This window comes from Bradyrhizobium sp. RDI18, assembly GCF_043203335.1.
GTDB classification, from domain to species: Bacteria; Pseudomonadota; Alphaproteobacteria; order Rhizobiales; family Xanthobacteraceae; genus Bradyrhizobium; species Bradyrhizobium retamae.
This window is the reverse complement of record NZ_JBICRN010000008.1, coordinates 6471902-6498146: the sequence shown is the minus strand read 5'-3', so window position 1 is coordinate 6498146 and position 26245 is coordinate 6471902. Positions and strand designations below refer to the sequence as shown.

General features: G+C 61.7%; 23 protein-coding genes and 2 pseudogenes. 10 read left to right on the top strand and 15 right to left on the bottom strand.

Going from position 1 to position 26245, the window contains the following annotated elements; translation table 11 throughout:
• Positions 1-26: 26 nt before the first annotated feature.
• Positions 27-555: pseudogene (locus ACFXS9_RS40395) on the top strand (cytochrome c).
• Between the two features lie 115 nt (positions 556-670).
• Here ACFXS9_RS40395 and ACFXS9_RS40390 read toward each other — a convergent pair.
• Positions 671-1867 carry an alpha/beta fold hydrolase gene (locus ACFXS9_RS40390; RefSeq protein WP_392698981.1) on the bottom strand — a complete coding sequence of 399 codons (1197 nt, stop codon included), beginning with the start codon at positions 1865-1867 and terminating at the stop codon, positions 671-673.
• 16 nt (positions 1868-1883) lie between these two features.
• On the bottom strand, positions 1884-2969 hold the full coding sequence (locus ACFXS9_RS40385) for a DUF4403 family protein (protein WP_392698980.1): 1086 nt from the start codon (positions 2967-2969) through the stop codon (positions 1884-1886).
• 79 nt (positions 2970-3048) lie between these two features.
• On the opposite strand from ACFXS9_RS40385, the gene ACFXS9_RS40380 reads away from it, so the two are divergent.
• Positions 3049-3276 (top strand): hypothetical protein, encoded by a 228-nt coding sequence (locus ACFXS9_RS40380; RefSeq protein ID WP_392698978.1) that lies wholly within the window; start codon positions 3049-3051, stop codon positions 3274-3276.
• 493 nt (positions 3277-3769) lie between these two features.
• Here ACFXS9_RS40380 and ACFXS9_RS40375 read toward each other — a convergent pair whose 3' ends face one another.
• The 4 genes and pseudogenes from ACFXS9_RS40375 to ACFXS9_RS40360 form a co-directional block, all read right to left on the bottom strand.
• Positions 3770-4798 (bottom strand): hypothetical protein, encoded by a 1029-nt coding sequence (locus ACFXS9_RS40375; RefSeq protein ID WP_392698976.1) that lies wholly within the window; start codon positions 4796-4798, stop codon positions 3770-3772.
• Positions 4799-4860: 62 nt separating this feature from the next.
• A complete protein-coding gene (locus tag ACFXS9_RS40370) occupies positions 4861-5184 on the bottom strand; it encodes a hypothetical protein (RefSeq protein WP_392700279.1) in 324 nt (107 codons plus the stop codon).
• A gap of 174 nt (positions 5185-5358) precedes the next feature.
• Positions 5359-6341: pseudogene (locus ACFXS9_RS40365) on the bottom strand (class I adenylate-forming enzyme family protein); the annotation flags it as partial.
• A 143-nt stretch (positions 6342-6484) separates the two neighbouring features.
• Positions 6485-7066, bottom strand: a complete 582-nt coding sequence (locus tag ACFXS9_RS40360; protein ID WP_392698975.1) for a TetR family transcriptional regulator — start codon at positions 7064-7066, stop codon at positions 6485-6487.
• Between the two features lie 149 nt (positions 7067-7215).
• Between ACFXS9_RS40360 and ACFXS9_RS40355 the strand changes: the two genes are divergently transcribed.
• Positions 7216-8112: a crotonase/enoyl-CoA hydratase family protein gene (locus tag ACFXS9_RS40355; protein ID WP_392698973.1), complete on the top strand. Its 897-nt coding sequence runs from the start codon at positions 7216-7218 to the stop codon at positions 8110-8112.
• Positions 8113-8217: 105 nt separating this feature from the next.
• Here the strand turns inward: ACFXS9_RS40355 and ACFXS9_RS40350 are convergent, their stop codons facing one another.
• Positions 8218-9420, bottom strand: coding sequence for an aspartate kinase (locus ACFXS9_RS40350; protein ID WP_392698972.1), 1203 nt, complete (start codon positions 9418-9420; stop codon positions 8218-8220).
• Positions 9421-10602, bottom strand: coding sequence for an N-acetylglucosamine-6-phosphate deacetylase (gene nagA, locus ACFXS9_RS40345; protein WP_392700277.1), 1182 nt, complete (start codon positions 10600-10602; stop codon positions 9421-9423). It abuts the gene before it with no gap.
• A gap of 116 nt (positions 10603-10718) precedes the next feature.
• On the opposite strand from nagA, the gene ACFXS9_RS40340 reads away from it, so the two are divergent.
• The 3 genes from ACFXS9_RS40340 to ACFXS9_RS40330 are packed head-to-tail and all read left to right on the top strand — an operon-like array spanning position 10719 to position 13631.
• Positions 10719-11657, top strand: a complete 939-nt coding sequence (locus tag ACFXS9_RS40340; protein ID WP_392698970.1) for a BadF/BadG/BcrA/BcrD ATPase family protein — start codon at positions 10719-10721, stop codon at positions 11655-11657.
• 19 nt (positions 11658-11676) lie between these two features.
• Positions 11677-12621, top strand: a complete 945-nt coding sequence (locus ACFXS9_RS40335) for an N-acetylmuramic acid 6-phosphate etherase (RefSeq protein WP_392698968.1) — start codon at positions 11677-11679, stop codon at positions 12619-12621.
• 11 nt (positions 12622-12632) lie between these two features.
• A complete protein-coding gene (locus tag ACFXS9_RS40330; RefSeq protein WP_392700276.1) occupies positions 12633-13631 on the top strand; it encodes an SIS domain-containing protein in 999 nt (332 codons plus the stop codon).
• An 81-nt stretch (positions 13632-13712) separates the two neighbouring features.
• On the opposite strand, the gene cbbX is transcribed toward ACFXS9_RS40330, so the two are convergent.
• The 7 genes from cbbX to ACFXS9_RS40295 form a co-directional block, all read right to left on the bottom strand.
• Positions 13713-14627 (bottom strand): CbbX protein, encoded by a 915-nt coding sequence (gene cbbX, locus ACFXS9_RS40325; RefSeq protein ID WP_392698966.1) that lies wholly within the window; start codon positions 14625-14627, stop codon positions 13713-13715.
• Between the two features lie 132 nt (positions 14628-14759).
• A complete protein-coding gene (locus ACFXS9_RS40320) occupies positions 14760-15179 on the bottom strand; it encodes a ribulose bisphosphate carboxylase small subunit (protein WP_213289264.1) in 420 nt (139 codons plus the stop codon).
• 12 nt (positions 15180-15191) lie between these two features.
• Positions 15192-16652, bottom strand: coding sequence for a form I ribulose bisphosphate carboxylase large subunit (locus ACFXS9_RS40315; protein WP_392700274.1), 1461 nt, complete (start codon positions 16650-16652; stop codon positions 15192-15194).
• A 55-nt stretch (positions 16653-16707) separates the two neighbouring features.
• Positions 16708-17793, bottom strand: a complete 1086-nt coding sequence (gene fba, locus ACFXS9_RS40310) for a class II fructose-bisphosphate aldolase (RefSeq protein ID WP_392698964.1) — start codon at positions 17791-17793, stop codon at positions 16708-16710.
• Positions 17794-17826: 33 nt separating this feature from the next.
• Entirely contained in the window at positions 17827-19863 is a 2037-nt protein-coding gene (gene tkt / locus ACFXS9_RS40305) for a transketolase (RefSeq protein ID WP_392698962.1), read from the bottom strand.
• Positions 19860-20735 carry a phosphoribulokinase gene (locus ACFXS9_RS40300; RefSeq protein WP_392700272.1) on the bottom strand — a complete coding sequence of 292 codons (876 nt, stop codon included), beginning with the start codon at positions 20733-20735 and terminating at the stop codon, positions 19860-19862. The genes tkt and ACFXS9_RS40300 overlap by 4 nt, the downstream gene beginning before the upstream one ends.
• Before the next feature lie 12 nt (positions 20736-20747).
• The gene (locus tag ACFXS9_RS40295; RefSeq protein ID WP_392698960.1) at positions 20748-21785 is read right to left on the bottom strand and encodes a class 1 fructose-bisphosphatase; all 1038 of its coding nucleotides are present in this window, start codon (positions 21783-21785) and stop codon (positions 20748-20750) included.
• Positions 21786-21930: 145 nt separating this feature from the next.
• On the opposite strand from ACFXS9_RS40295, the gene ACFXS9_RS40290 reads away from it, so the two are divergent.
• The 4 genes from ACFXS9_RS40290 (at position 21931) to ACFXS9_RS40275 (ending at position 26156) form a co-directional block, all read left to right on the top strand.
• Positions 21931-22902: a LysR family transcriptional regulator gene (locus ACFXS9_RS40290; protein ID WP_392698958.1), complete on the top strand. Its 972-nt coding sequence runs from the start codon at positions 21931-21933 to the stop codon at positions 22900-22902.
• A 410-nt stretch (positions 22903-23312) separates the two neighbouring features.
• The gene (locus ACFXS9_RS40285) at positions 23313-23858 is read left to right on the top strand and encodes a TRAP transporter small permease (RefSeq protein ID WP_392698956.1); all 546 of its coding nucleotides are present in this window, start codon (positions 23313-23315) and stop codon (positions 23856-23858) included.
• A gap of 1 nt (position 23859) precedes the next feature.
• Positions 23860-25167, top strand: a complete 1308-nt coding sequence (locus tag ACFXS9_RS40280; RefSeq protein ID WP_392698954.1) for a TRAP transporter large permease — start codon at positions 23860-23862, stop codon at positions 25165-25167.
• 14 nt (positions 25168-25181) lie between these two features.
• On the top strand, positions 25182-26156 hold the full coding sequence (locus ACFXS9_RS40275) for a TRAP transporter substrate-binding protein (protein WP_392698953.1): 975 nt from the start codon (positions 25182-25184) through the stop codon (positions 26154-26156).
• Positions 26157-26245: the final 89 nt, after the last annotated feature.

Sequence of the window (26245 nt, the reverse complement as noted above, 5' to 3'; positions counted from 1 at the left end):
CGCAGTTCAAGCCAGGGAGGCAAATCATGTTGCGGATTTCAGTTCGTCTTGCATTCGTGACCGCGTCAGTTATCGCGCTTCCAGCGTTCGCGGCCATGGCTGACGATTCACAGATCACGCGCGGCAAATATCTCGTCACGCTCGGCGGCTGCAACGACTGCCACACGCCGGGATACTTCTTCGGGAATCCCGATATGTCACGCTTTCTCGGCGGCTCGGATGTGGGCTTCGAGATTCCGGGTGAAGGTGTCTTTGTGGGCTCAAACATCACACCCGACAAAAAGACCGGCATCGGTAGTTGGACCCCAGAGCAGATCGTGAAGGCGATACAGGTCGGTGAACGACCGGACGGCCGCATCCTGGCGCCGATCATGCCTTGGCACGCTTTTGCGACACTCACAGCGGATGACGCCAGCGCGATCGCGGCTTTTTCTCCAAAGTTTGAACCCGGTCAGCAACCAGATTCCCGGTCCGTTCAAACCCGGGGAAAAGGTTTCGACCTTCATGTTCCGGATTGTGCCACCGGGCGAAACCGCAGCGGCTGCGGTCAAGTAGTCTGGGTCTGATCCAAACAATACTCCGCATTTGTTTAGCGTAAGCGGACGTCGCGGGTTCGTGCGCCAATGTCTGAGAATGACGCCGCACCAGTTTCGCACCAGAAACAACTGGTCTATCTGACGCAGTCGTCCGGAGGTGTTTTCCCGGCAAAGCGGTCAGTCATCCAGTTCACTGCGGCCATCGTGCTTGCTTGCGCGGCACGTGCATGGCCGATACCGGGCAGCATGACCATCCTGACCTTACTGCCAGCCTTGCACAGCTTGTCCATATAGGTCTGGGTAACAGCGGGCCGGATGATCTGGTCCCTGGTCCCCTGCGCTAGAAAGATGGGGATCTCAGGAGAGAGCACGTCGGTGCTGTTCTGTTGGAGAAGCGAGCGCCAAGGTTCGGCCTTGGTCGGATCTTGCACCGTCAGGAAATATTGCTCGAGCGGCCTCCCTGTCCTCTGCCTGACGATCAGGTCGAAAGGTCCTTCGATGCATTCTTGAGCCAGCCTGTCGATCGCGGGCATGGCGCGCGGATCGACGACATTGTCGATGACGGCTCCGTAGACCCGGTGCCATGACCATAGCGTCATCGCCGTAATGTTCTTGCCGCCGATCGAGTTGATATCGTCGCTCATCAGCTTCGCGAGGTCGGTTGCCGGCGCCGCCGCAGCGACGCCGAGAAGCCTCAACTCAGGCGCGTAGGCGTTTGCCATCATCCCCGCGAAGAGCGCGGCTTGCCCGCCTTGCGAATGTCCCCACACTGCGAAGTCCTTGCCCTCGCCTGCGCGGGGAAGTAAGCGTGCCGCGCGCACGATATCGATCACGGCGCGACCTTCGCTCTCACCCACCAGATAAGGATGCGGACCCGACGTGCCGAGCCCCGGATAATCGGTCGCCGCCACGACGAAGCCACGGGAGATCATCGAGCGAAGGCCCTGGATCTGCTGAAACAGAAAAATGGCGAGCGACGGCGCGCAGCGCGGGACGATGCCCGATGTAGGATGTGCCCAAGCAACGATCGGACGATCGCCGGGCGGGGGCTCACCTTGCGGAACGATGACAACGCCGGACACAAAGATCGGCCGACCCTTCAGCCCCGTCGACCGATATAGCACGCGATAGGTGGAGGCGCGGAGCGGAGCCCCGTCCATCGGCTCTTGCCGCACCAAGGTGCCCGGCGCGCCGGCGAGCAACGATTCCGGCGCATCATAAAATGCCGTCTGGGCCGACGCTATTCCCGCCAGGCCAAAGGCGGCCGCGGCGACGAGCGCATTCGGCATCCATTTGCGCCGCCAGCGGCCAACGGAATTGAAGTATCGCATGATCTGGCTCACGTGCTTACAGTCCGTAAAGTATCTTCAGACCGCCGTTGGCATGAAGAGCAATCAAGATGCCTTCGCGCAGCAACTGCACTTTTTCGAGCCTTGCCGAGTCGAGGTGACCTTCCATGCGAAAGCCGTCCTTCAGCGGGCGCGTCAGGCGTTCGTTCGCTGCCATGAGCAGGTTCTGGTAGGAGATGCCGTAGTCGAGATTAGCGACATTCTTCAATTGCGCCGCGAGCTGCTGCACAGCGGATCCAATCTGGCTGTCGTCTGATGACGTTGTTACGTCGGTTTCGGAAAGCCCGACGGTCTTATTGTTCGTATCGACTTTTGGCGTGGTGGAGAGATAGGTCCATTGGCCCGCGCTGGAATCGGTGTCCGAGCTCTTTGCGATGCGCAGGCCGATCACAAGTTTACCCGACGACGGATAAATCTGAACCTCGCGCACGGATGTGTCCTGCGCCGGCACGGCTGCGATCGCCTGACTTATCTTTTCCCTGAGCGTCTCGTAGTTGATGCGGACGGGAAGAATGACATCGAACGTGCCCGGCTCGGCCACCGCGGTGCCGAGCGGCGGCAAGGCCGTCACCGTGACAGCCGGCGGCGGCTGCCCGATCACGGTTTCGGCGGAACCGACAAGCTCAAGCGATCCCCACAATGTCTTCGCATTGGCGCGGACACCCGCGAAAGCCGCGCTCTGCGGGGTTAGCTGCAGCCAGACCGGCGGATCGTCTGCGAGTTTAATGGGTTCAAACGCGTGCCGCCACGCCATCTCCGCCTTGCCGTGCAGGTCGAGTGCGCGCGCCGCCGCCAGCGCGCGCGAATGGATGCGAGCCAACTGCGTCCGGATGTTGGGCTCGACATAGGGTGCAAGGTCAACCTCGCGACCGAGCACGTGAAGGTAGGGATGTTCGCTCCAGTGGAAGGAGTCGCTGATGTTTAGCTGGAGCGACCCATCCCGCCGCAGCTCGGGGCGCGCTTCAACCTCGATCGTCGCGCGCGCTTCGGTGTCGCCGCGAATACGCGCCGTGAAACGGTTGGCTCCCTGGCCTTCGGCGGCGCCATATTGGAGACCGCTCGAAGACGCGGTCACCCCGGCCATACAGCGAGACCGGGCTGGTCCGGTCGACGAAACCCCAGACGTCGCAATTGGCGTTGATGCGGAAGATGAAAACACGACGATGAACGCAGTTGACGCGCTCGTCGATGGTGGCAAGCCGCTTTGGAATATCCCGCTCGATCGCCGCAGCAAGAGCTGGCAGGCCGAACTCGACCGTCGCGGAGATGCGCGAAGCCGTTACGAGGGGCGTTGCAGCGTTCGGGCTCAGCGCCGGCTTGTCGGCGCCGAACGCGATCGACGGGAGTGCCCCAAGAGCGAGCGCGGCCAGGCGGGCTATGCCCATGCGTGATCTATTCGCGATCGAATCGTATTCCGGCTGACATGTGCGTGATGGAGAAATCATTTTGGTGCTCCAGCTTCAAGGAAAACCAGAACCACAGTCGGTACTCAGTGCGCTCGCGAGCAATAACGGCACTATGCGCTAGGAGTGCTCGAACGGCGGAAGCTGCTTCGCGATTCAGGCTCGGCAGGTTGGCAACTCCCGAAATCGAGCTACCGCCACTCTGTATCCGTTTTCGACAAGTGCCGGACGGATCCCCACGGGCTCGAGAACCTCAGAGCAACTTCACGATGAACACCCGACGTACTGCAAGTCAAATGACAAATCGCGCAACGATGGCCTTGCAGCCCCTTCGCGTTAGCGCACCAGAAACGGCTTCGACAAAGCGCATGAACGCGGCCGAAATCGACCGAAACCAGAAAATCAACGAAACTGACCTCTATCCTCCCCTCATAGCGGTCTGGTTTGCAGGTTCGAGTCCTGCCGGCACCGCAAGCATGGTTCACTGGCCCGGTCGAAATTCCCATGCCCAAACCGGGTCACCAGCATCGCGGCGGCAAGTAACTGTGACGCGCATGAAGCGATCGTGGGCTAGTGCAGCGCCTACCCATAGCTGGTTCCATGCATCGAATATTGCAGGAGACATTTGCTCCTTTCCCGCCATCAGGCGCCACGTCGTCTGCTTCACGATCGCAGTGTCACCTTCAAGATGCATTTCCGCATCATCGCCCTGGCCTCGCAAGAGCCTCGTAAATGCGGTGGCAAAGCCCGCAACATCTCGCTCCACTCCACCGAGCATGGCTGCAACGTCATCGAACGTATGCATGCCGATCAACCGGGCTGCCAAACCTCCCAGGTGACTTCCCTCAGCCGGCCCCAGCACCGACATCAATTCGGGTAGTATCGACGTGATATAATCCATCGCATAATTGCGGAGCGCCTTTCGCAGGCGACTTTCCGGCCAATTCATTTCGGGAAGGCGCGGCGCAAGTTCTGGCCTGAATGGCGGGCACCGCTCTCCAGGCGAAAACTGCAGCCGCTCTTCCGGAGAAAGTTCGCGATCGTACTCCTGATAGTACCCCTCCAGGCCAGGCTGCCCATCAACAGTCTGTCCCGTGCAGACGAAGCCGAGTCGAGGATTGCCGAGCACCACGCCATTGTTGCCATGCCATCCCCTGAGCATCCCGCGGGACACTTCCGAAGGTATTCCACATACCGCGGTACCGTGCCAAAGCCAGCGCGGAGGCGGATAACGAATCCATGCCTTCTTGTCGGTCTCATAAACGTATTCGACCTTGACCCCGCCAACCTGATTGGCGAGGTAATTGTACTGTGCGCTGGCGACTGCATGTGGCAGCCCGTCCAAACCAAGCTTCTTGAGGCTTGCGACGAAATGGGTCTTCTGTTGACGGCGAAACATTCTGAACACGACCTCAGCGGCGCTAGCCGCCCCGGCACGTGAAGAAATATGAAGGACGAGGCCCGTGAGATAGGAATGATAGATGCGTTCGACCGCGCGATAGGCCGGCACGTCTTCAGCCGAGGTGTTCTCAACTCTCATTCTTTCCTCCCAAGCGTTCTTTGATGCCACCGCTAAGGCAGCGGGTGCAAAGCGCCATTGGCCAGCGCTTCTCGCAGCTTGAATTTCTGAACTTTGCCAGATGCCGTGAGGGGAAACTCGGTACTGCCAAACCATAACGTGGGGGCCTTATGGGGCGCCATCGCCTTACGGCAGTGATTGACGAGTTCTTCAGCGGTAGTTTTGCTGTCAGATGTGATGCGCACTGCCGCTGCGACTACTTCTCCCCACCTAGGGTCTGGAACTCCAAAGACGGCAACGTCCGCGACATCGGGATGTCGAATGAGGCAAGCCTCGATCTCTACCGGGTAAATGTTCTCGCCACCGCGGATGATCATATCTTTCAGCCGCCCGGTGATTTGCAAATAACCGCACGCGTCCATCTTTCCGAGATCACCAGTGCGCAACCAACCATCCTTCGTGATCGTCTCGCGCGTTTCTTCCGGCTTGTCGAAATACTCGATCATTGTCTGGTATCCGCGCACTTGAATTTCGCCTTCGCTCTCGAGCGGAAGCGCTTCAAACGTGGCAGAATCGGCTATGCGAACTTCGACGTTCCAAAGGGGCCTTCCAACAGTATGGATGCGCTTGTCTTCGGGATCGTCAAACGTTGTTTGAGAGACAATAGGGCTAAGCTCCGTTTGCCCGTACACCGTCATGAGTGGCGTCTTAAGCGCCTCACGGACCCGTTTGTGAAGCTCCGGTGGAACCGGCGCACCACCTGAAAGCGCCGCTCGCAAGGAGGTAAGATCGCGGGGGGCCGACTTTAATTGCTCGATCATCGCGAGGAGCATCGTTGGGACGCCGAACACGACTTGCGCCCGCCATGTCGCGATTGCATCCAAAACAAGAGAAGACTCAAAAAGCAGCGGAAGTATCAGCGTCGAGTGGGTGGTCACGCTGCCTAATACGCTCATGACTGAGCCTGCCGTATGAAACAACGGCATCGGGCTGACCAGCACACTGCCGTCCAATCCGGCCCTCACGGCAACGTAGCTCGCATTGGTGACAAGCGCCCGATGGCGCAATAGCGCCCCTTCGGCTGCCCTGTTGTGCCAGACGTGTATTGAATTTGCGCTGGCAGACCTGGATCAACATCCGGCAAAACCGCTTCCGTTGTGCCCCGCACCTCCTCCAGCCAGCCGTCAAAGGAATATCGCTGGATACCGATTTCCTCCATCTGTCGGGCAACGGACCCGGTATCGACTCCGCGGAACTGCTCCAGGTGAAATATGGCCCGGCTTCGCGACTGCTCGATTACATATCTCAGCTCGGATGGTTTCAGGGCCGGATTTGCTGTCACCAGCACGAGTCCTGATAACGCGGCGCCATACTGAAGCACGATCCATTCTGGTACGTTTGGCGCCCAAATACAGACCCGATCGCTTTTCGAGAACCGAGCCGAAAGCCAGCTCGCGCAACGCCGGGCATCGCTGTGAAGTTGATGGAACGTCCACTCCCGACCGGTCTGTGCAGCCTTTACAGGCGATTCCATGGATGATGGAACGACTTCCACCAATGCAAGGCGATCGGGCACGGCGTTAGCTGCTTGCGACAATGCTTCGCCAATGCTGATGTCTCGGACATTTCGTGACCCATCTGCAGGCCAGTATGATCTTTGCAGTACCAACTGGTTCATCAACACTGTCCTGCCCGTTTGCTGTCTTTATTTGGTGCCCCCTGCCGAAGCATCATTCGAACTGCTGAAGTCCAGGCCGCAATAAGCCGTTCGCGCCGCTGGATGGATACGCGGATGTTCTCCGAGACTGCCAACCCTCTGACTAAATGCAGCGTCAACGAAACAACATCGTCGTAAGTCTCTGAGTTCGCCCAATCTCCAAAAAGCGACGTATAAACCCGCTCAAGGTCGCGCTTGGCGGCGCGTTCCGCCGCAATCAGCGCTTGCTTCAACACGTTGTCGGTTCTGGCGACCGCCCACAGTTCCAGTTCGGCCAGGTAGGCGGGTTGTCGGGCGGCAAACGCGAGTGAGCGAATTGCCGTTTCCAGCTTGTCACTCGATGCTCGCAGCTCGGCACGCGAATGCAGCACGGCCCGTTCGTTGCGCTTGACCAGTTCAGCTACGCTCGCGGCCAACAGCGTGGCGTGGCTTGGGAAATGATGGAGCAAGGCGCCCCGGCTGACTTCCGCCTTGCGCTGAACCGCGAGCGTGGTGGTGCCAGCCACGCCTCGCTCGATAAGGCATTCCACGGCTGCATCCATGAGCCTCTCGCGCGTGGAAAGGCTGGAGGTTCGCGCGTCTTTGGAAAGGCGTGGCTCTTTGGACATCATCGCCTCCGACAGTCAGCGTTGACTGTAGCACGCCGACTGATACAGTCAATGCTGACTGTTGCTCAAAACGGGAGGCTGCAATGCCGGATTTTTCCACGTTGAAGATTTCAGCGGACCTCGATTCACCGAGGATCGCCCGTCTCGTCCTCAACCGGCCCGACCGGTTCAACGCCATAACCGACGAGATGCCGGGCGAGATACGGAAAGCCGTGGAATGGGCGCAGGAGAATGATGATATTCACGTCATCATTGTGGAGGGAGCGGGAAAAGGGTTTTGCGGTGGTTACGACCTCGTGACGTATGCCGAGAGCACTATCGAGCATCCCTGCCAGCAGGAAAGCATTCCCTGGGACCCCATGGTCGATTACGCCGCGATGAAGCGCAACACCGAGGACTTCATGAGTCTTTGGCGATGCTCAAAACCAACCATCGCGAAGATTCACGGAGCTGCGGTTGCGGGAGGCAGCGATATCGCTCTGTGCTGCGACCTCATCGTAATGGCGGAGGATGCTCGCATTGGATATATGCCGACCCGCGTGTGGGGATGTCCGACGACCGCCATGTGGACGTTCAAGCTCGGAGCAACGCGCGCGAAAGAGCTTATGTTTACCGGAAACGTCATCGACGGCCGAAAAGCCGCCGTCTGGGGCTTGGTTAACGACGCGGTTCCGATCGGCGAACTGGAGAGTGCAACGAGAAAGCTCGCCGAGCGGATTGCCGGCGTTCCCAAAAGCCACCTTGCGATGCATAAAACCGTTGTGAATCAGGTGATGCTGAACATGGGGCTTGAACAGACTCAGATGCTTGCCACGCTGTTTGACGGAATATCGCGGCACAACCCCGAGGGACTCTGGTTCAGGCGCTACGCCCAGCAGAACGGCTTCAAGGCCGCCATTGAATGGCGAGATAGCGGCCGGCCCATACCGGAGGGAGCGGAGGCGCGGGCCGAAATCGAACGTCTCCAAAAAGGGGCCTGATAGCGCTAGTTGATATTACTCAGCCACCAAGAACGTATCGCCTTCACCTCAAGACGACGAAATTGCACGATGGCAGCCCCGCTGGCGCCCTGCCGCTTCTCGAACCTATGTTTGCTGGACAAGCGAATGCAACGCCTTAACCGCGGCCTCCCGGTTCTCCACGGGGACAAACAGACTGACCGAATGCGGCGACAACACGTAGTTGTCGGGGACGATCCCGTGATGTCCGAGAACCTGCAACGCCTTGAACGGCAATTCCGACGAAACGCCGCCGAAGCAGGTGAGACTCACCGAGCTTGAAGCTTCGCGCTGCTTGCGCAGATCCTCGCTTGCCTCCAGCGTGCGCAACAGGGCGTCGAGCCACTCCGAGTCACAGGCCACGGTCATGCTGGTTTTTCCTGCGATGAAGTGTGACGCGAGGAGCTGCGGCCAGGACAGACTGTTTTGCTTGAGATGCTCGGCGAATTTCTCGAACCCGTGATTGAGATCTTTGGAATCGATTTCCACATGCTCAATGCGAGCCATCGAGTTGACGGCCAGAACCCTTCCGTTTTCCATGTCTGCAACCTCTTTCGTCACTTGCGTGCTGTGTTCAACGCCACCCCACTGCCTGAGAACCAGAGGCACATCCTGACTATGCGCCAGCTCTACGCTGCGAAAATGCAGGATCTTTGCGCCCCAGAAGCACATCTCGGACAGGGATGCGAAGTCGACCCGCCGCAGGGGCCTTGCATCCGGCACGATGCGCGGATCGGCCGAACAAATTCCGTCGACCTCTTTGATGATTTCACAGCGTTCGGCCTTCAGCGCCGCAGCCATCGCAACGGCCGTAGTGTCGCTGCCGCCCCGGCCAAGCGTGGTGATTTCCCTGGTCGCCGGGTTCACGCCCTGAAATCCTGCCAGCACCACCACGCGTCCGCGATCAAGTTCCTCACGCACGCGAATGGGCCGTACATCCAGAATGCGTGCGGAGGAATGGGAGCCGTCGGTCATCACGCCGGCCTGGCTGCCGGTGAAACTGATCGCGGGCACGCCGAGATCGGAAAGCGCCATGCTCATCAAGGACATGCTGATGCGCTCACCGGTCGTCAGCAGCATGTCGAGTTCACGGCGATTGGGCGTCGGGCTTACCTGATAAGCCATCTGGATCAGTTGGTCGGTGGTCTTGCCCATGGCGGAGACGATCGCCACGACACGATGACCACGGCCGTGCAGGTCGGCGAGACTTCGCGCAACGGCGCGAATTTTCTCCGGTGTTTCAAGGCAGACACCGCCGTATTTTTGCACGATGATGGGATGGTTGCGCATCTAACCTCGGTGAGAAGCCTCGCTTGCCTCGCCCATCGAACCGACACCGCCTATCCATGTGCCGACGACTTCGAAGTTCGGATTGAAGGCGACAAGGTCCGCGCGGTATCCGGGAGCGATCCGTCCAAGCTCTGACTCAAGGCCCAGAAATGCCGCGGGCGTCCGAGACGCCATGATGAGGGCATCGACAAGGGAGATTCCGAGCAGCGCAACAGCGTTACGCACCGCCTCGATCATGGTGAGGTGAGCGCCCGCGAGTGTGCCGTCGGGGCCAGTCAGGCGATTTTCGTGCAACGTGATCTGCCTACTCTGCAGCATGAACTGCCGATCGTTCGTGCCCGCCGAAGGCATGGCATCGGTCACCAGCATCAATCGATCGCGCCCCTTGCAGCGGAAAGCAACACGCAAACCGGCGCGGTCAACGTGGATGCCGTCGCAGATGATCCCTGCAAACAGCCGGTCATCCCCCAGCGCGGCGCCCACCAAGCCCGGCTCCCGGGCGTTCAACTGCGACATGGCATTGAACAGATGGGTGACCCCCGAGACACCGCGGTCGACCGCCTGCCCGATTTCGGCTGCGGTGGCGTCGCTGTGGCCGGCCGCGATACGCAATCCGGCGCCGATCAATTCATCGATCATGGACGCGGGCACACATTCCGGGGCCAAGGTCACAATGGAGCGGCCGCGGCCCCCAAAACTTTTGATCGCGGCGAGATCGCGCCGATCGGGCACGCGTATCTCGGCTTCCGGATGAATGCCCTTGCGAGACCTGTTGAGGGCCGGTCCTTCCAGATGAAAACCGAGAACACCGGGAATCTTCAGACAAGCCTGGGCGACCGCTGCCAATCGCTCGATGACCTCGCTGCGATCGGTGATGAGGGTCGGCAAGCAGCCCGTGGTGCCGGCCTTGCGGTGCGCCTCGACGATGCGTCGAACGCCAGCCTCCGTTGGCTGGTCGTTGAGAAGGACGCGCCCGCCACCGTTCACCTGGATGTCGACGAATCCGGGTGCAAGGATCGCGTCTGCGGGAAGGCGGACTGAGGCGCGCGCCTCCGCCTCGCCGAAGGTGACGCTTTCAATCCGCCCCTGCGAGATCCTGACCGACCCCGGCCCGCGCATCTCGGCACCATCAAAGATGTGCTGCGCGGCAATGGTGAGAGAGGGAGAACCAGCGTGGCCCATCAGCATTGATCCGAGAATGGCTGTCACGGACTCGTGAGGCGAATCCCCTACAAGACTTCATATGTACACCAAGGCGCTTTGGGAGGACCCGGAGCGAAACCTTCGCGTTAACTTTCATGGGAACAAAAGATACCACGTATCTCGGCATTGATGGCGGCGGAACCCGCTGCCGCGCCCGGATCGAGGACGAAAGCGGCAGGGTACTCGGTGCAGCAAGCTCGGGGCCTGCCACGACGCGGATTGGCTTCGAGAAGGCCTGGCGGTCCATCATGGAGGCAACTGAGGCGGCAGCCGCACAGGCCGGACTGACGCGCGAGGATTTCGCGCGGATGCACGCCGGAATTGGCCTTGCCGGTCTTGGTCGCCGGGGCGCGGAAGCGGCACTCAACAAGATCGAGCATCCCTTTGCGTCCGTCATCTTCATCAGCGACGGCCTGGCGGCCTGTCTCGGCGCCCACAGCGGCGCGGACGGGGCCATCGTGGTAGCCGGCACAGGCTCGGTGGGTGTCGGCCTGATCGACGGCCGCGAAATCCGTCTCGCCGGTTACGGCTTTCCCGTGTCGGACGAAGGCAGCGGTGCCGACATCGGCCTGCAGGTTGTTCGCCTGGCGTTGCGGGCCGCGGATCGCCGCGGCGAGCTGACCCCATTGCTTTCCGAGGTGCTGGGCGCATTCGATCATGATCCTTATCAGGCAGTGGCTTGGTCTGAAGAAGCCAGGGCCGCGGACTATGCTGCGTTCGCGCCGATCGTGATGCGGCACGCCAATCAGGGCGATCCGGTCGGCCGTCGCATTGTGGAACGCGCGGCCGATGCCATTGGCGATCTGCTCGATCTGTTTCTGGCGAGAGGAATTGACCGGCTCTCGCTGGTGGGCGGGCTCGCGGATGCCATTACGCCCTGGCTGACGCCTGACCTGCGCGCCCGCCTGCGGTGTCCTGACGCCGACGCGGCGGCCGGCGCGTTACTGGTTGCGCGCGGGCGGCTTGACCTGCCCAAGAGAGAACTGCCCGAGAGAGAAGCTGACCAGGAACAGGCTTCAAAGTTCCGCGTTTGACGGCACATGGATCAACGATATGGCCACCGAAGAAGTCGATCCCCGCTTTGCCGATCTTGATGCATGGCCGCTGACGTCGGCGATGGAAGCGATGTGGGAGGGCCAGCTTGCGGCAGTCGCGGCGATCGGCCACGCCCTTCCCGCGATCACGGCGGCGACCGAAGCGGCCAAGGCGGCGCTGGGCGATCGCGGACGCATTGTGTATGTCGGCGCCGGCACCTCGGGCCGCGTGGCGGTCCAGGACGGTGCCGAGCTGATGCCGACCTTCGCCTGGCCCAGCGAGCGCGTCCGCTTCATCGTCGCCGGCGGAGAACGCGCGTTCGTCACCAGCATCGAGGGCGCGGAGGATGATGTCGATGATGCGGTCGCGCAGATCAATGCCGCGCGGCTCACAGTGCACGACGTGGTGATCGCCGTTGCCGCCAGCGGGACAACGCCGTTCACCGTCGGGGCGCTGCAGCAGGCAGGCTCTTTCGGTGCAGTCACGATCGGTGTCGCCAACAATCCCGGCACCGCCCTGCTGGAATCGGCAAAGTTTCCGATCTTGATCGAGACCGGCCGCGAGCTGATCGCCGGCTCCACGCGGATGAAGGCGGGCACCGCGCAGAAGGTTGTGCTCAACCTGATCTCCTCAGGGATCATGCTGCGCCTTGGCCGGGTGTATCGCGGCATGATGGTGAACATGCAGCCGACCAATGCCAAGCTGAAGCGACGCGCCGAAGCCATGGTGGCGCAAATCGCGCACTGTGAGCCGTCGCACGCCGCACGCTCGCTTGAGCAGGCCGAGGGAGACATCAAGACGGCAGGCCTTCTGGCATTGGGCGTCGACAGAGTTGATGCCGAGACCATGCTGAAAAACTGTGACGGCAACCTTCGGCGCGTGTTTGCCGAGCTCGCCGGGGAGCCTGACCGGCATTCCAAGGCAGCAGCGCCGCGCAAGCAAGGCGGAGTGGTTGAGTCGTGACGACATCTGCTATGGCGAGCGAAATCGGGGAAAGCGCGGATGTAGTCGCCAAAATCGTTGGTAACCGCCCCGCCACGCGCAACATTGCACAGCAAATCGGGATTGGCTCTGCCCCCCTGTGCGTCGTGTGCGGCCGGGGAAGCTCCGGGCATGCCGGGGTTTTCTTGAGATACCTTGTCGAGACGCGGCTTCGCCTTGCCGTTTCGGCCAGCGCTCCTTCGGTGATCACGGCGTTTCGCACGCCCTTGATGCTGCGCCATGCGCTGTTCATCGTGATCTCGCAATCCGGGCGCAGTCCGGATCTTGTCGCGGCGACAAGGTCGGCGCGCGCCGCAGGCGCCCGCACCATCGCCATCGTCAATGCGACGCCCTCGCCAGTGGCTGACGAAGCGGAGTTCGTCGTTCCGATCGAAGCCGGCCAAGAGCATTCCGTAGCGGCGACCAAGACCGTGATTGGCTCGATGGCTGCCAGCGCCGAACTTGTTGCCGAACTGGCGGACGATCGTGCGCTGCGGTCGGCCCTCGACAGGCTGCCCGAGCGCCTGCACCGCGCGATGGCGCTCGACTGGTCCGGGATTGCCGATGATCTGGCCAAGGCATCAGCCGTGTTTGTGGCGGCGCGGGGCCTGGGCCTGGGCTCGGCGCGGGAGATCGCGCTCAAACTTTCGGAAATCCTGCGCCTGCCTTCCATTGGTCTGAGCGCCGCCGAGCTGCAGCATGGGCCGCGCGCTGCGTTATCGGCGCGCACGCCGGTCGTCATGATGCGCCTCATGGATGAAACGGCGGCCACGGTGGACGCGCTGGCAGAAGAATTGCGCGAGCAAAAGATCGCGCTGCATCTATGCGGCGGACCGCATGGCTCGCTGCCCTGGTTGGCCGAGGATGACCCCGCCACCGACCCGATCACCATGCTCGTTCCGGCCTATCGGATGATCGAGCAGACCGCGCGCGCCTGCGGATTTGACCCGGATCGTCCCCCTCGCCTGAGCAAGATTACCGAGACGTTTTGACATCCAACTGATCGCTGGCTGGCGACCCAAGGCTGGAGCCGTCACACCTCTCTTCCCGCGAACTCGACGAGCGATCGCGCTTCACGCGGAGCGAGCCGTAGCCTTCTCTTTCAGAAAGACCCGGCTGGCGAGCACGTCTGACGCCTCCAGCGACATGATGTCGTCAGCCGTCAGCACGCGATCGAGATCGGCGACGAGACGATTGGCCTGGCGCAGGCGCATGCGGTCGAGCGCGTTTCGGATCGAGCGCGCGTTGGAGAACAGCGGCTGAGTCTTGCGCAGCGCGATGTAGCGGATGAACGCTTCACGCGCGTCGGCGCTGAATTTGTAGTTCATGTCGCCGAGCATCAGCTCAGCGATGGCAAGCAATTCGGGCTCGGAATAGTCCGGAAAATCGATGTGATGGGCGATGCGGGAACGGAAGCCTGGATTGCTGGCGAAGAATTTATCCATTCGATCGCCGTAACCGGCAAGAATCACCACGAGATCCTCGCGCTGGGATTCCATCACCTGCAGCAGGATCTCGATCGCCTCCTGACCGTAATCGCGTTCGTTGTCGGGCCGGTGGAGATAATAGGCTTCGTCGATGAAAAGCACGCCGCCCATCGCCTTCTTCAGCACCTCCTTGGTCTTGGGCGCGGTGTGGCCGATATATTGTCCAACCAGCTCATCGCGGGTAACCGACACCACCTGGCCACGACGCACGAAACCGAGCCTGTGGAGAATGCTCGCGATCCGCAGCGCCACCGTGGTCTTGCCGGTGCCGGGATTGCCGGTGAACGACATATGCAATGTCGGCACCTCCGACGTCAGATTAAGCCGCTTGCGGATACGTTCGATCAGCAAGAGCGATGCGATTTCGCGGATACGGGTTTTGACGGGCACCAGCCCGATCAACTCGCGGTCGAGCTGCGTGAGGATTTCCTCAATGCCGACGGCTTCGAGCTCCTCGCGGAGGTTGACCGTGTCTGTCATGTCGGCGGTATCCATGTCCATCTGGCAAACCTCGACGCAATGCATGCGCGGTCTGAAAAAACTCCGTCGCCGCTTCCACAGCGACGGAGCAGTGCATCCGGCAGACGAAAGGCACGATCAGGGAGAACTCGTCTGTCGGACCGAGCCGGTGACCTAACCGTAGCGCCGGCCCTCCGGACGGTCGGCGGCGTATGATTTGGTCGTATAGCGGATGTTGCGGCCGGCAACTTCATGCCGCTCGAGCCGGAAGCCGGGTTCCTCCTTCGGTCGGTTGACGATGAAGGACAGCCGGACCGATTCCCAGCCGTGACTGGAATCGAACGCCGACAGGCGGATGTAGCTGTTACCATACACCTTGCGGCATTGGTTCAGCTCCATCATCACGCCGGCGGCGTCGCGGAGGTCGAACATCGGCAATCCCCACATCTCCCAGAGATTGTTGCGGGGATGCGGATCGTCGGTGAATTCGATGTTCACTGCCCAACCATTCTCCAGGCAATACTGGACCTGGCGGGAGATCTGCTCGTCGGTGAGATCGGGCAGAAACGAGAAGCAGCCTTGGGTAATGCGCATGATTTCCGCTCCTTACATCGCAACGCTGGGCGTGGGCACGTAGTCGGGCATGTCGGTCGATTCGTAGTTGAAGGTGACGTCCTTCCAGACCTCCAGCGCCGATTTCAGCGGCGTGCAGGTCTCTGCTGCCTTGGCGAGAATCTCAGGACCCTCGTGCAGATAGTCGCGGCCTTCATTGCGAGCGAGAATCATGGCTTCCAGCGCCACGCGGTTGGCGGTCGCGCCGGCCTGAATGCCCATGGGATGGCCGATCGTGCCGCCGCCAAACTGCAGGATCACGTCTTCGCCGAGATGATCGAGCAGTTGATGCATCTGCCCGGCGTGAATGCCGCCGGACGCGACCGGCATCAGCTTGTTGAGGCTCGCCCAATGCTGATCGAAGAACACGCCGTGCTCCAGCCGCATCGGATTGTAGTCCTCGCGGCAGATGTCGTAATAGCCGCGCGTGGTCGCCGGATCGCCCTCGAGCTTGCCGACCACGGTGCCGGCATGGATGTGATCGACACCCGCGAGCCGCATCCATTTCGCGATCACCCGGAACGAGACCCCGTGATTGCGCTGCCGCGTATAGGTGGAATGCCCGGCACGATGCAGATGCAGGATCATGTCGTTGCGGCGCGCCCATTTGGCCATCGACTGGATCGCGGTGTAGCCGATCACCAGATCGATCATGATGATGACCGAGCCGAGCTCCTTGGCAAACTCGGCGCGCTCGTACATGTCTTCCATGGTTCCGGCGGTGACGTTGAGATAGGTGCCCTTGATCTCGCCGGTCGCGGCCTGCGCCTTGTTGACGGCCTCCATGCAATAGAGAAACCGCTCGCGCCAATGCATGAACGGCTGCGAGTTGATGTTCTCGTCATCCTTGGTGAAGTCGAGCCCGCCCTTCAGCGCCTCATACACCACGCGCCCGTAGTTGCGCCCGGATAGGCCGAGCTTCGGCTTCACCGTGGCGCCGAGCAGCGGCCGGCCAAACTTGTCCATGCGCTCGCGCTCGACCACGATGCCTGTCGCAGGACCCTGGAACGTCTTCACGTAGGCCACCGGCAGCCGCATGTCCTCGAGCCGCAATGCCTTCAGCGGCTTGAAGCCGAACACGTTGCCGATGATCGAGGCCGACAAATTGGCGATCGATCCGGGCTCGAACAGGTCGAGGTCGTAGGCGATATAGGCAAAATACTGCCCCGCCGAATTCGGGACGGGATCGACGCGGAAGCATTTGGCGCGGTATTTCTCCGCCGCCGTCAGCCGGTCGGTCCACACCACGGTCCAGGTCGCGGTCGAGGATTCACCGGCGACTGCCGCCGACGCCTCGATCGGATCGACCCCGTCCTGCGGCGTGACGCGGAACAGCGCGATGATGTCGGTGTCCTTGGGCTCGTAGTCGGGCTCCCAATAGCCCATCTTCTTGTATTCGAGGACGCCGGATTTATAGCGATCCTTGCCGCGGACAGTCATCGAGTGCATGTTCATATCGCTCTCCTGGGGTGGTGTGCGGCGGTTGGCCGGGATCGAACGCGTCGTCAGCTCATTCGGCAGCATCGGCTATTCCTCCGATTTGTGGATCGAGTGCGCCCGAACGGTAGCGTCGCGCCATCTCGGCCAATGGGACGACCTTGATGAGGGACGCATGCCCCGCCGTGCCGAATTGCTCGAAACGCTCGCGGCAAAGATCGCGCAAGCTATCCATCGCCGGTTTCAGAAATTTCCGCGGGTCGAATTCGCTCCTGCTCTGCGTTGCGACCTTGCGGAACGCCGCGGTCATCGCCAATCGGCAGTCGGTATCGATATTGACCTTTCGGACACCGTGCTTGATGCCGCGGACGATTTCCTCGACAGGCACGCCCCAGGTCTGCGGCATCTCGCCGCCGAACTGGTTGAATGCGTCCTGCAGCGGCTGCGGCACTGAGGACGAGCCGTGCATCACCAGGTGCGTGTTGGGCAGCCGGTGATGGATTTCCTCGACCACCCTCATGGCAAGAATGTCACCGTCCGGCTTGCGCGAGAATTTGTAGGCGCCATGCGAGGTCCCCATCGCGATCGCCAGCGCATCGACCCTGGTGGCGCGAACGAAGTCGACCGCCTGATCCGGATCGGTCAGTAACTGGTCGTGGCTGACCTCGCCTTCGACGCCATGGCCGTCTTCCTGCTCGCCGCCGCCATGCTCCAATGAGCCGAGCACGCCCAATTCGCCTTCGACCGAAGCGCCGATCCAGTGCGCCATGTCAACCACGCGGCGGGTGATCTCGACGTTGTACTGGTAGCTCGCCAGGGTCTTGGCATCGGCCATCAGCGAGCCGTCCATCATCACTGACGTGAAGCCGTGCTGCAGCGCGGTGGCGCAGGTCGATTCCTCGTTGCCGTGATCCTGGTGCAGGCAGAGCGGGATCTGCGGATACATCTCTTCCAGCGCCTCGATCATCTTCGCCAGCATGATATCGTTGGCGTAAGAGCGCGCGCCCCGCGAGGCCTGGATGATGACCGGCGCATCGACGGCAGCCGCCGCCTCCATGATCGCAAGGCCCTGCTCCATGTTGTTGATGTTGAATGCCGGCACGCCATAGCCATGCTCGGCGGCATGATCCAGCAATTGCCTCAGCGTTATCAGCGCCATCGGAGTCTCCGTCTCATTGCTCTCGTGTGATCGTCATGCCCAGGTTGCCGCCATCCTTGACCGCGCGATGCAGCGCATGGCTGCTATGGCGACGGCGTTCGCGGTAATGCCGAATTCGCGATAGAGTGTTTCCGCCGGCGCGGATGCGCCAAAGCCGGTCATACCGACGAATTCGCCGCCGTCGCCGAGCCAGCGCGCCCAGTCGCCCTCGATCGCAGCTTCGACCCCGACCCGCGGGGCGTCTCCAAGAACCTCCGCCCGGTACTCCTGGGACTGCTGACGAAACAGCTCGAAGCATGGCGCCGAGACGACGGCCGCACGGACATTGTCCTTTGCGAGCGTTTTCGCAGCCTCGATGGCGATCGAGACTTCCGATCCGGTCGCAATCAGCGTGACATCGCGTCCGCCCTCCGGCTCGACGACGACATAGGCGCCGCGCGCGACCAGATTGTCACCACCGTCCTCGCGGAAGGCAGGCAGCGCTTGCCGCGACAGACACAGCACGGATGGACTGGCCTGTGCCCGTAGCGCGCAGTCCCACGCCTCGGCGGTCTCGACGGCATCGCCCGGTCGGAAGACCAGCAGATTGGGGATCGCTCGAAGCGATGCCAGATGTTCGACCGGCTGATGGGTGGGGCCATCCTCGCCCAGCCCGATGGAGTCGTGCGTCATCACATGGATGACACGAACGTTCATCAGCGCCGCCAGCCGGATCGCCGGACGGCTGTAGTCGGCGAAGCTGAGGAACGTACCGCCATAGGGGATGAAGCCGCCATGCAGCGCGATGCCGTTCATCGCCGCCGCCATGGCGTGCTCGCGGACGCCATAGTGAATATAGCTGCCTGCAAAGGAGCCAGGCTGTACCGGCCGCTGGGTCCTGGCCCGCGTCAGGTTGGAATGCGTGAGATCCGCCGAGCCACCGAGCAGGTTGGGCAGTGCCTCGGCGATTGCATCGATCACGCGCTGCGACGCCTGCCGGGTGGCAATATTCGGTCGCTCATTCGCGAAGTCATCGCGCAGCTTTGTCATTGCTTGCGCATAGCTGCACGGCAGGTTGCGATTCAGCGCATCGTGAAATGGCGAACGGGATTCCGAACTCAGACGCTTGGTCCGCTCGATCCAGCAGCGGCGGGCGGCATGCCCGCGGCGGCCTGCCTGACGCCACTGCGCAAGCACGGCTTCCGGGATCTCGAACGGCGCGTGCGGCCAGTTCAGCGCATCGCGCGTTTTGGCGGCTTCTTCGCCACCCAGCGGCGCGCCATGGACTTTCTCGGTTCCCTGACGGTTCGGCGCGCCGAAACCGATGATCGTGCGGCAGGCAATCAGCGACGGCCGGTCGCTGCTGCGCGCCCGCTCGATCGCGGCCGCGATCGCTTCGGGATCGTGGCCGTCTACTCGGCTGGCCGACCACCCCACCGCCTTGAACCGTGCGAGCTGATCATCCGAGCATGACAGCGACGTGGAGCCGTCGATCGAGATTTCGTTGTCATCGAACAGCACGATCAGACGATTGAGCCTGAGATGCCCGGCCAGCGAGATCGCCTCGTGGCTGATCCCCTCCATCAGGCAACCGTCGCCCGCAATTACGTAGGTGAAATGATCGACGCAATCGTCGCCGAAGCGTGCATTCATCAACCGTTCGGCCAGCGCCATGCCGACTGCCGTCGCGATGCCCTGCCCTAGCGGTCCGGTAGTCGTCTCGACGCCGGGGCTGTGGCCATACTCGGGATGTCCCGGCGTCTTCGAACCCCATTGCCGGAAGGCCTTGAGCTCGTTCAGCGTCATGCCTTCGTACCCCGTCAGGTGCAGAAGCGCATACAGCAGCATCGAGCCATGGCCGGCCGACAACACGAAGCGGTCGCGATCCGGCCACGCCGGATCCGAGGGATCGAACTTGAGGAAGCGCGAAAACAGAACGGTCGCGACGTCAGCCATGCCCATCGGCATGCCCGGATGACCGGACTTGGCCTTCTCAACGGCGTCGATCGCCAGGAAGCGGATCGCGTTGGCCATTTCTGCGTGTGACAGATCCGGGCGGCTGGCTATGCGGGACAGAGCGGGAGCGTTCATATCGTGCGCCTCTTGCGTTCCATCAGTTGCAGGATCAGTGGGGTGAGGATGAGCTGCATCGCCAGGTCGAGCTTTGCCCCGTGGATCACGATCGAATTGGCGCGCGACATGAAGCTGTGCGGAATCATAGACAGCAGATAGGGAAAATCGATGCCGCGCGGATTCTTGAGACGGATCACCACCATCGATTCATCGGGCGTCGGAATCCATCGCGCGATGAACGGGTTCGACGTATCGACGGTCGGCACGCGCTGGAAATTGATGTCAGTCTCGGCGAACTGCGGACAGATGTAGTTCACGTAATCAGGCATTCGCCGCAGGATGGTGTCGGTCACCGCCTCAGCGGTATAGCCGCGGTCGCGACGATCGCGATGCAGCTTCTGGATCCATTCCAGGTTGATCACCGGCACGACGCCGATCTTGAGATCGGCATGCTGCGCCACGTTGACCTTGTCGGTTACGACCGCGCCGTGCAACCCTTCGTAAAACAGCAGGTCGGACTCTGCCGGCAATTGGTCCCATTCGGTGAATGTACCCGGTTTGGCGCCGTACAGCTTCGCCTCTTCGTCGTCGTGCACGTAATGACGCGTCATTCCGGTGCCGGATTCACCGTAGTCGCGAAACACTTTTTCGAGTTCTTCGAACAAGTTGGTTTCCGGACTGAAATGGCTGAAATGCTTGTTGCCGCGCTCGGCCTCCTCCAGCATCTTGCTGCGCATCTCGAAACGATTGTAACGATGAAAGGCATCGCCTTCGATGTAGGCCGCTACCACCTTTTCGCGGCGGAAGATCTGCTCGAACGTCTTCTTCACCGACGTGGTGCCGGCGCCCGACGAACCCGTAATCGATATGATGGGATGAGCCCGCGACATCATGATGCCCCGTCAGCGGAACAGGCCGCGCCGCGCGAACAGCGGCGCATCGCTATTGTCGAACATCGGCTCGACCCGTTCGTGAATGGCAGCGATGTCGCGCACGCCACGCAAAGAACCCATGATCAGCGGCACCCGCTGGTGCGGCGTTCTCGCAGCCACTTCCAGAATGCGCCGCCGTCCGGTCGAGGCCGCGCCGCCCGCCCATTCCATTACCAGCGCCATCGGATGGGCTTCGTACAGCAGGCGAATCCTCCCTTCGCGATAGCTGGGGCGGGCATCGGCCGGATAGAGAAACACGCCACCGCGCGCCAGAATGCGAAGCGATTCCGCAACCAGCGAACCGATCCAGCGCATATTGAAATCCGCCTCACCGCCACCGCTGGTACCGGCGAGACATTCATCGATGTAGGCGCGAACGGGACCATGCCAGTGCCGGCGATTGGATGCATTGATGGCGAACTCCGGCGTATCGCGTGCGACCTGCACGGCCTGCCGGATCAGCAGAAATTCTCCCGCGCGCCTGTCGAGAATGAAGATATCGACACGCGCGTTGAGCGCGAGGACGAGCGTGGTTTGTGGACCGTAGACGAAAAAGCCTGCCGCGCACTGCGCCGTGCCGGGCTCAAAGAAAGTCGAAAGGATGTCGTTGCCTCTCGGGCGGATCGAAAAGATGGTGCCGATCGAGATGTTGTTTTCGAGATTGGCCGATCCGTCGAGCGGATCGATCGCAACACACAGGTGCGCCTCAGGCCGCAAGGTTTCCGGCAGCGCCGCTTCCTCGGAAAGGACCGCCGCCACCGGCGCGCCGCGCAGCGCACGCCGCATCATTTCGTCGGCGACGATGTCGATGTCTTTCTGCCGGTCGCCGTCGGAATTGATACCGCTATCCTGCCCGGTGATATCAGCGAGCGGCCCATTCGCAATCAGCGCGGCGAGTTCGATTGCAGCGGCGGCAATGGCCTCGATCACCGCACCGACCGCCGCGCCATGCGGGATCTGCGCAACAGGCTTCTCGAGATGTGAACGCAGCGTCACGCGTTCGTCCATGGCCGTCTCCCGGTGCGCTCTCTCGGCGCTGTCGAGCCGTCCGCCGATTGGCGACCCGCGCTCTTAAGCAAGCGCAGTTTGCCGAATTAGGGAAATTTTGTTATCTTTGGCCCGAGCAAAGTTTTTGTTATAATGGAGGTGTGCCATGGCCGGCCGGTTGTTGCGCGAATTGACCATCCGCCAATTGCGCGCGCTGGCCGCCGTGCAAAAGCACCGGTCGGTTACCGCGGCGTCGAAGCAGCTATACCTGACACAGCCCGCGGTAACGTTGCAGCTACGCAACCTGCAGGCGGTCGCGGGATTGCCGCTGATCCAGCGCACCGGCGACGGCATGCTGCTGACGGATGCCGGGCGCGAGGTATTGGCGCTCGCCGAGCGGATCGAGGCGGCGATCACCGACTGCGAGACCACGTTGGAGATGATGGCGGGAAAGACCGCGGGCCGCATCTCGATCGGCGCGGTCTCGACCGCGAAATATTTCGTGCCGTTCATGATCTCCGGATTCTCGAAGCTCTATCCGAACGTCGAAATCACGCTATCGATCGGCAACCGCCAGGAGGTCGGCGAGGCGCTACGCGGCTACGATCTCGACTTCGCGATCATGGGCCGCCCGCCCGCCGATATCGACATGAACGTCCACCTGATCGGCGATCATCCCCACGTCATCATCGCGCCGACCGCGCATCGGCTGGCACGGAAATCCCGCATCGCGCTGCGCGAACTTGCCGGCGAAACCTTCCTGACGCGCGAGCCGGGATCCGGAACGCGCGGGTTGATGGAGCAATTGTTCGAGACGTCGGGCATCCGCCCCAAGATCGGCCTCGCCATGAGCAGCAACGAAACCATCAAGCAGGCGGTGATCGCAGGGCTAGGCATCGCCTTCCTCTCTGCGCACACGGTCGCGACCGAGCTCGACGAACGGCGCCTGGTCACCCTGGACGTCGATGGCCTGCCGATCGTGCGGCAGTGGTTCGCGCTTGCACGCAAGGATAAGGTGTTGCTGCCGCCGGCGCAGGCGATGCTCGATTTCCTCAGCGCCAGGGGCAAGCAGTTTCTGCCCCGCACCCATCATAGGCTGCGGCTCACCCGGCCGTCAGGCCGTGCCAGGCGCGGCTGACGCGCTCTGCTTTCACCTCGCTTGGCACGAGAAAAGGACTGGAGCATGATGATCTTTGGTTAGATCGATCGGCCGCAGACGCGCTTCACCTCTCCCGCTTGCGGGGAGGTCGGCGCGAAGCGCCGGGTGGGGGGCTCCCTCCATTCGGGCAGTATCGCCCGCGGAGACACCCCCACCCCAGCCCTCCCCCGCAAGCGGGAGAGGGAGCGCACCTTCTTCGTGGCCGCAATCGCAGGATTTGCCTCGTCCTGCCTTGACTGTCCCCAACAACTCCGAAAACCTGTCCCCTTAGAAGGCTGATTTCGGTCGCGTTGGCGGGGCGCGGATCGATAGGCCCTTCCATTAGGAACGACCGAAAATGGTACGTCTATTGCTTCCCGGCAATATGCGTGCGAGGGGTAAGGACTCTTATGATCCGCGTGTTTCTCGATCGGCTCTACCTTTTCTCCGGCTATCTTGCCGGACTTTTCCTCATTGCGATTTTTGTCCTGATGCTGCTGCTGTCAGGCGGCCGGCCGTTTGGCATCAATATTCCGGCGGGCGACGATTTCATCTCCTGGTGCATGGCGGCGACCGCCTTCCTCGGGCTCGCGCATACGTTCAAGCACGGCGAGATGATCCGTGTCGGCCTGTTGATCGACCGCCTCAACGATAATGTGCGCCATTATGTCGAGATCGCAGCCCTCCTGATCGGTGTCGGCTTCATCGGCTTCTTCGCCTGGCATGCCGTGATCATGACGTGGCAGTCGTGGAAATTTTCCGATATTTCGCAAGGCGTCATCGCGGTGCCGCTGTGGATTCCGCAGCTCGGCTATAGCGGCGGCCTTGCGGTTCTTTTCATCGCCTTCGTGGATGAACTGATCCATGTGCTGCGCGGCTTTGCGCCGCGCTACGAATTGCCGAAGCCGCAGAGCGCCGAGGAAATCGTCGAGCGTGCCATGCAGAGCGGGGTCTGAGATGGAGCTGCTTTCCATCGCCGCCATCCTGCTCGGCTTCCTGGCGCTGCTGCTCGGCGCCGGCGTCTGGATTGGCGTCGCCCTGATGGCGACGGGATGGGCCGGCATGCAATTCGCCGGCGGTGCTATTCCGGCCGGCAGCGTGCTGGCGACCACGGTGTGGGGCAACAGCGCTTCGTGGTCGCTCGCCGCACTGCCGCTCTTCATCTGGATGGGCGAAATTCTGTTCCGCACGCGCCTGTCGGAGGAAATGTTCCGCGGGTTTGCGCCGTGGCTGAACTGGCTGCCGGGCCGGCTCATGCACGTCAATGTGCTCGCCTGCGGCGTGTTCGGTTCGGTGTCGGGATCTTCAGCCGCGACCTGCGCCACGGTTGCCAAGATCGCCCTGCCCGAATTGAAGAAGCGCGGCTACGACGAAGGCTTGAGCCTCGGCTCGCTGGCCGGCGCGGGCACGCTCGGCATTCTCATCCCGCCGTCGATCACCATGGTGGTCTACGCCGTGCAGGCGAACGTCTCCATCATTCAGGTCTTTCTCGCCGGGTTTCTGCCGGGCATGTTGGTGATGGCACTCTATTCCGGTTACATCGCGATCTGGTCGCTCGCCAATCCGAACCGGACGCCGCCGGCCGAACCATCCATGAGCCTGCGCAGGCGCATTGCCGAGTCGCTCAATCTCATTCCCTGCCTGCTGCTGATCATTTTCGTCTTTCTGTCGCTGCTGATGGGCTGGGCGACGGCGACGGAATGCGCGGCCTGGGGCGTGTTGGGGTCGCTCGCGATTGCATGGTGGCAGGGCGCGCTGACCTGGCAATCGTTCTGGGCGAGCGTCATGGGCGCGACGCGGGTCAATTGCATGATCCTGCTGATCCTGGCGGGCGCCTCCTACATGGGGACGTCGATGGCCTATACCGGCATCCCGATGGCGCTCGCGAACTGGGTGAACGGCCTCCAGCTCAGCCCCTATGCGCTGATTGCGGCGCTGACCGTGATGTACGTCGTGCTCGGTACGGCACTCGACGGCATCTCCATGATCGTGCTGACGACCGCCATCGTCATTCCGATGGTGAAGCAGGCCGGCTTCGACCTGGTCTGGTTCGGAATCTTCCTGGTGCTGGTGGTGGAAATGGCGGAAGTCTCTCCGCCCGTCGGCTTCAACCTGTTCGTCCTGCAGACCATGAGCGGCAAGGATTCCAACACGGTCGCCAGGGCGGCCCTGCCGTTCTTCTTCTTGCTCGTTCTGGCGGTTGCCATCATCACGGTCTTTCCTGATATCGTGATGCTGCTGCCGCGGATCGCGTTCCCTGGCTAGAGAAAGGTATTGTCATGTTCAGACTTATAAAGACGTGCGCATTGGCCGCCTGCGTCGCGGCGCTTGCCGTTCCAGCAATGGCGCAGACAAAATGGAATCTTCCGGCGGCCTATCCGGCGGACAATCCGCATTCGGTGAATCTGATCGCGTTCGCCAAGGACGTTGCCGATGCCACCGGCAACAAGCTGCAGATCACCGTGCACCCCGCCGCATCGCTATTCAAGGCGCCGGAAATCAAGCGCGCGGTCGCAACCGGGCAGGCGCAGGCCGGCGAGGTTCTGATTTCGCTGCATGAGAACGAAGATCCGATGTTCGGCATCGACGTGATCCCCTTCCTGGCGACGAGCTATCCGGCAGCCAAGAAGCTGTGGCTCGCCTCGAAGCCCGCCATCGAAAAGAAGCTCGCCTCGCAGGGACTGATGCTTCTGTTCGCAGTGCCATGGGGTCCACAGGGCATTTATGCCAAGAAAGACCTCAACACGGTCGAGGATATGAAGGGGCTGAAGTGGCGCGCCTACAATGTCGGCACCTCGCGCATCGCCGAACTCGTCGGCGCGCAGCCCGTCACCATCCAGGCAGCGGAACTGCCGCAGGCGCTGGCCACCGGCGTTGTGAACGCGTTCATGACCTCGGGCTCGACCGGCTACGACAGCAAGTCCTGGGAAACCATGACGCATTTCTATGATACGCAAGCCTGGATCCCGAAGAACGTCACCTTCGTGAACAAGGCGGCGTTCGACGCGCTCGACAAGCCGACGCAGGACGCGATCCTGAAGGCCGCGGCGGTTGCAGAAGAACGCGGCTGGAAGCTCGCGGAAGAAAAGGCGAAGTGGTATCTCGAACAGCTTCAGGCCAACAAGATGAAGGTGCTGCCACCACCTCCGGCGCTGAAGTCCGGCCTCGAGAAAATCGGCGAGCAGTTGACGGCCGATTGGCTCAAGAAGGCGGGCGCCGACGGTGAAGCCGTGATCGCCGCCTACAAGAAGTAAGGCCAGCATTATCGCGCGCTCGCAGCGTCCGGCGTTGATTGCCGGACGCTGCCATTTCGCGGACGACGCTCACTTGCCCGAATGCCACA

Bases quoted from the DNA above. Each gene is read 5' to 3' on its own strand.
- ACFXS9_RS40335 (WP_392698968.1), top strand. From the start codon at position 11,677: ATGGCCACCGAAGAAGTCGATCCCCGCTTTGCCGATCTTGATGCATGG.
- ACFXS9_RS40275 (WP_392698953.1), top strand. From the start codon at position 25,182: ATGTTCAGACTTATAAAGACGTGCGCATTGGCCGCCTGCGTCGCGGCG.
- ACFXS9_RS40280 (WP_392698954.1), top strand. From the start codon at position 23,860: ATGGAGCTGCTTTCCATCGCCGCCATCCTGCTCGGCTTCCTGGCGCTG.
- ACFXS9_RS40390 (WP_392698981.1), bottom strand. From the start codon at position 1,867: ATGCGATACTTCAATTCCGTTGGCCGCTGGCGGCGCAAATGGATGCCG.
- ACFXS9_RS40380 (WP_392698978.1), top strand. From the start codon at position 3,049: ATGAACGCAGTTGACGCGCTCGTCGATGGTGGCAAGCCGCTTTGGAAT.
- ACFXS9_RS40290 (WP_392698958.1), top strand. From the start codon at position 21,931: ATGGCCGGCCGGTTGTTGCGCGAATTGACCATCCGCCAATTGCGCGCG.
- ACFXS9_RS40370 (WP_392700279.1), bottom strand. From the start codon at position 5,184: ATGATCATCCGCGGTGGCGAGAACATTTACCCGGTAGAGATCGAGGCT.
- fba (WP_392698964.1), bottom strand. From the start codon at position 17,793: ATGGCGCTGATAACGCTGAGGCAATTGCTGGATCATGCCGCCGAGCAT.
- ACFXS9_RS40350 (WP_392698972.1), bottom strand. From the start codon at position 9,420: ATGCGCAACCATCCCATCATCGTGCAAAAATACGGCGGTGTCTGCCTT.
- ACFXS9_RS40355 (WP_392698973.1), top strand. From the start codon at position 7,216: ATGCCGGATTTTTCCACGTTGAAGATTTCAGCGGACCTCGATTCACCG.
- ACFXS9_RS40300 (WP_392700272.1), bottom strand. From the start codon at position 20,735: ATGTCGCGGGCTCATCCCATCATATCGATTACGGGTTCGTCGGGCGCC.
- nagA (WP_392700277.1), bottom strand. From the start codon at position 10,602: ATGGGCCACGCTGGTTCTCCCTCTCTCACCATTGCCGCGCAGCACATC.
- ACFXS9_RS40340 (WP_392698970.1), top strand. From the start codon at position 10,719: ATGGGAACAAAAGATACCACGTATCTCGGCATTGATGGCGGCGGAACC.
- tkt (WP_392698962.1), bottom strand. From the start codon at position 19,863: ATGAACGCTCCCGCTCTGTCCCGCATAGCCAGCCGCCCGGATCTGTCA.
- ACFXS9_RS40285 (WP_392698956.1), top strand. From the start codon at position 23,313: ATGATCCGCGTGTTTCTCGATCGGCTCTACCTTTTCTCCGGCTATCTT.
- ACFXS9_RS40315 (WP_392700274.1), bottom strand. From the start codon at position 16,652: ATGAACATGCACTCGATGACTGTCCGCGGCAAGGATCGCTATAAATCC.
- ACFXS9_RS40385 (WP_392698980.1), bottom strand. From the start codon at position 2,969: ATGGCCGGGGTGACCGCGTCTTCGAGCGGTCTCCAATATGGCGCCGCC.
- ACFXS9_RS40330 (WP_392700276.1), top strand. From the start codon at position 12,633: ATGGCGAGCGAAATCGGGGAAAGCGCGGATGTAGTCGCCAAAATCGTT.
- ACFXS9_RS40320 (WP_213289264.1), bottom strand. From the start codon at position 15,179: ATGCGCATTACCCAAGGCTGCTTCTCGTTTCTGCCCGATCTCACCGAC.
- ACFXS9_RS40295 (WP_392698960.1), bottom strand. From the start codon at position 21,785: ATGGACGAACGCGTGACGCTGCGTTCACATCTCGAGAAGCCTGTTGCG.
- cbbX (WP_392698966.1), bottom strand. From the start codon at position 14,627: ATGGACATGGATACCGCCGACATGACAGACACGGTCAACCTCCGCGAG.
- ACFXS9_RS40360 (WP_392698975.1), bottom strand. From the start codon at position 7,066: ATGGATGCAGCCGTGGAATGCCTTATCGAGCGAGGCGTGGCTGGCACC.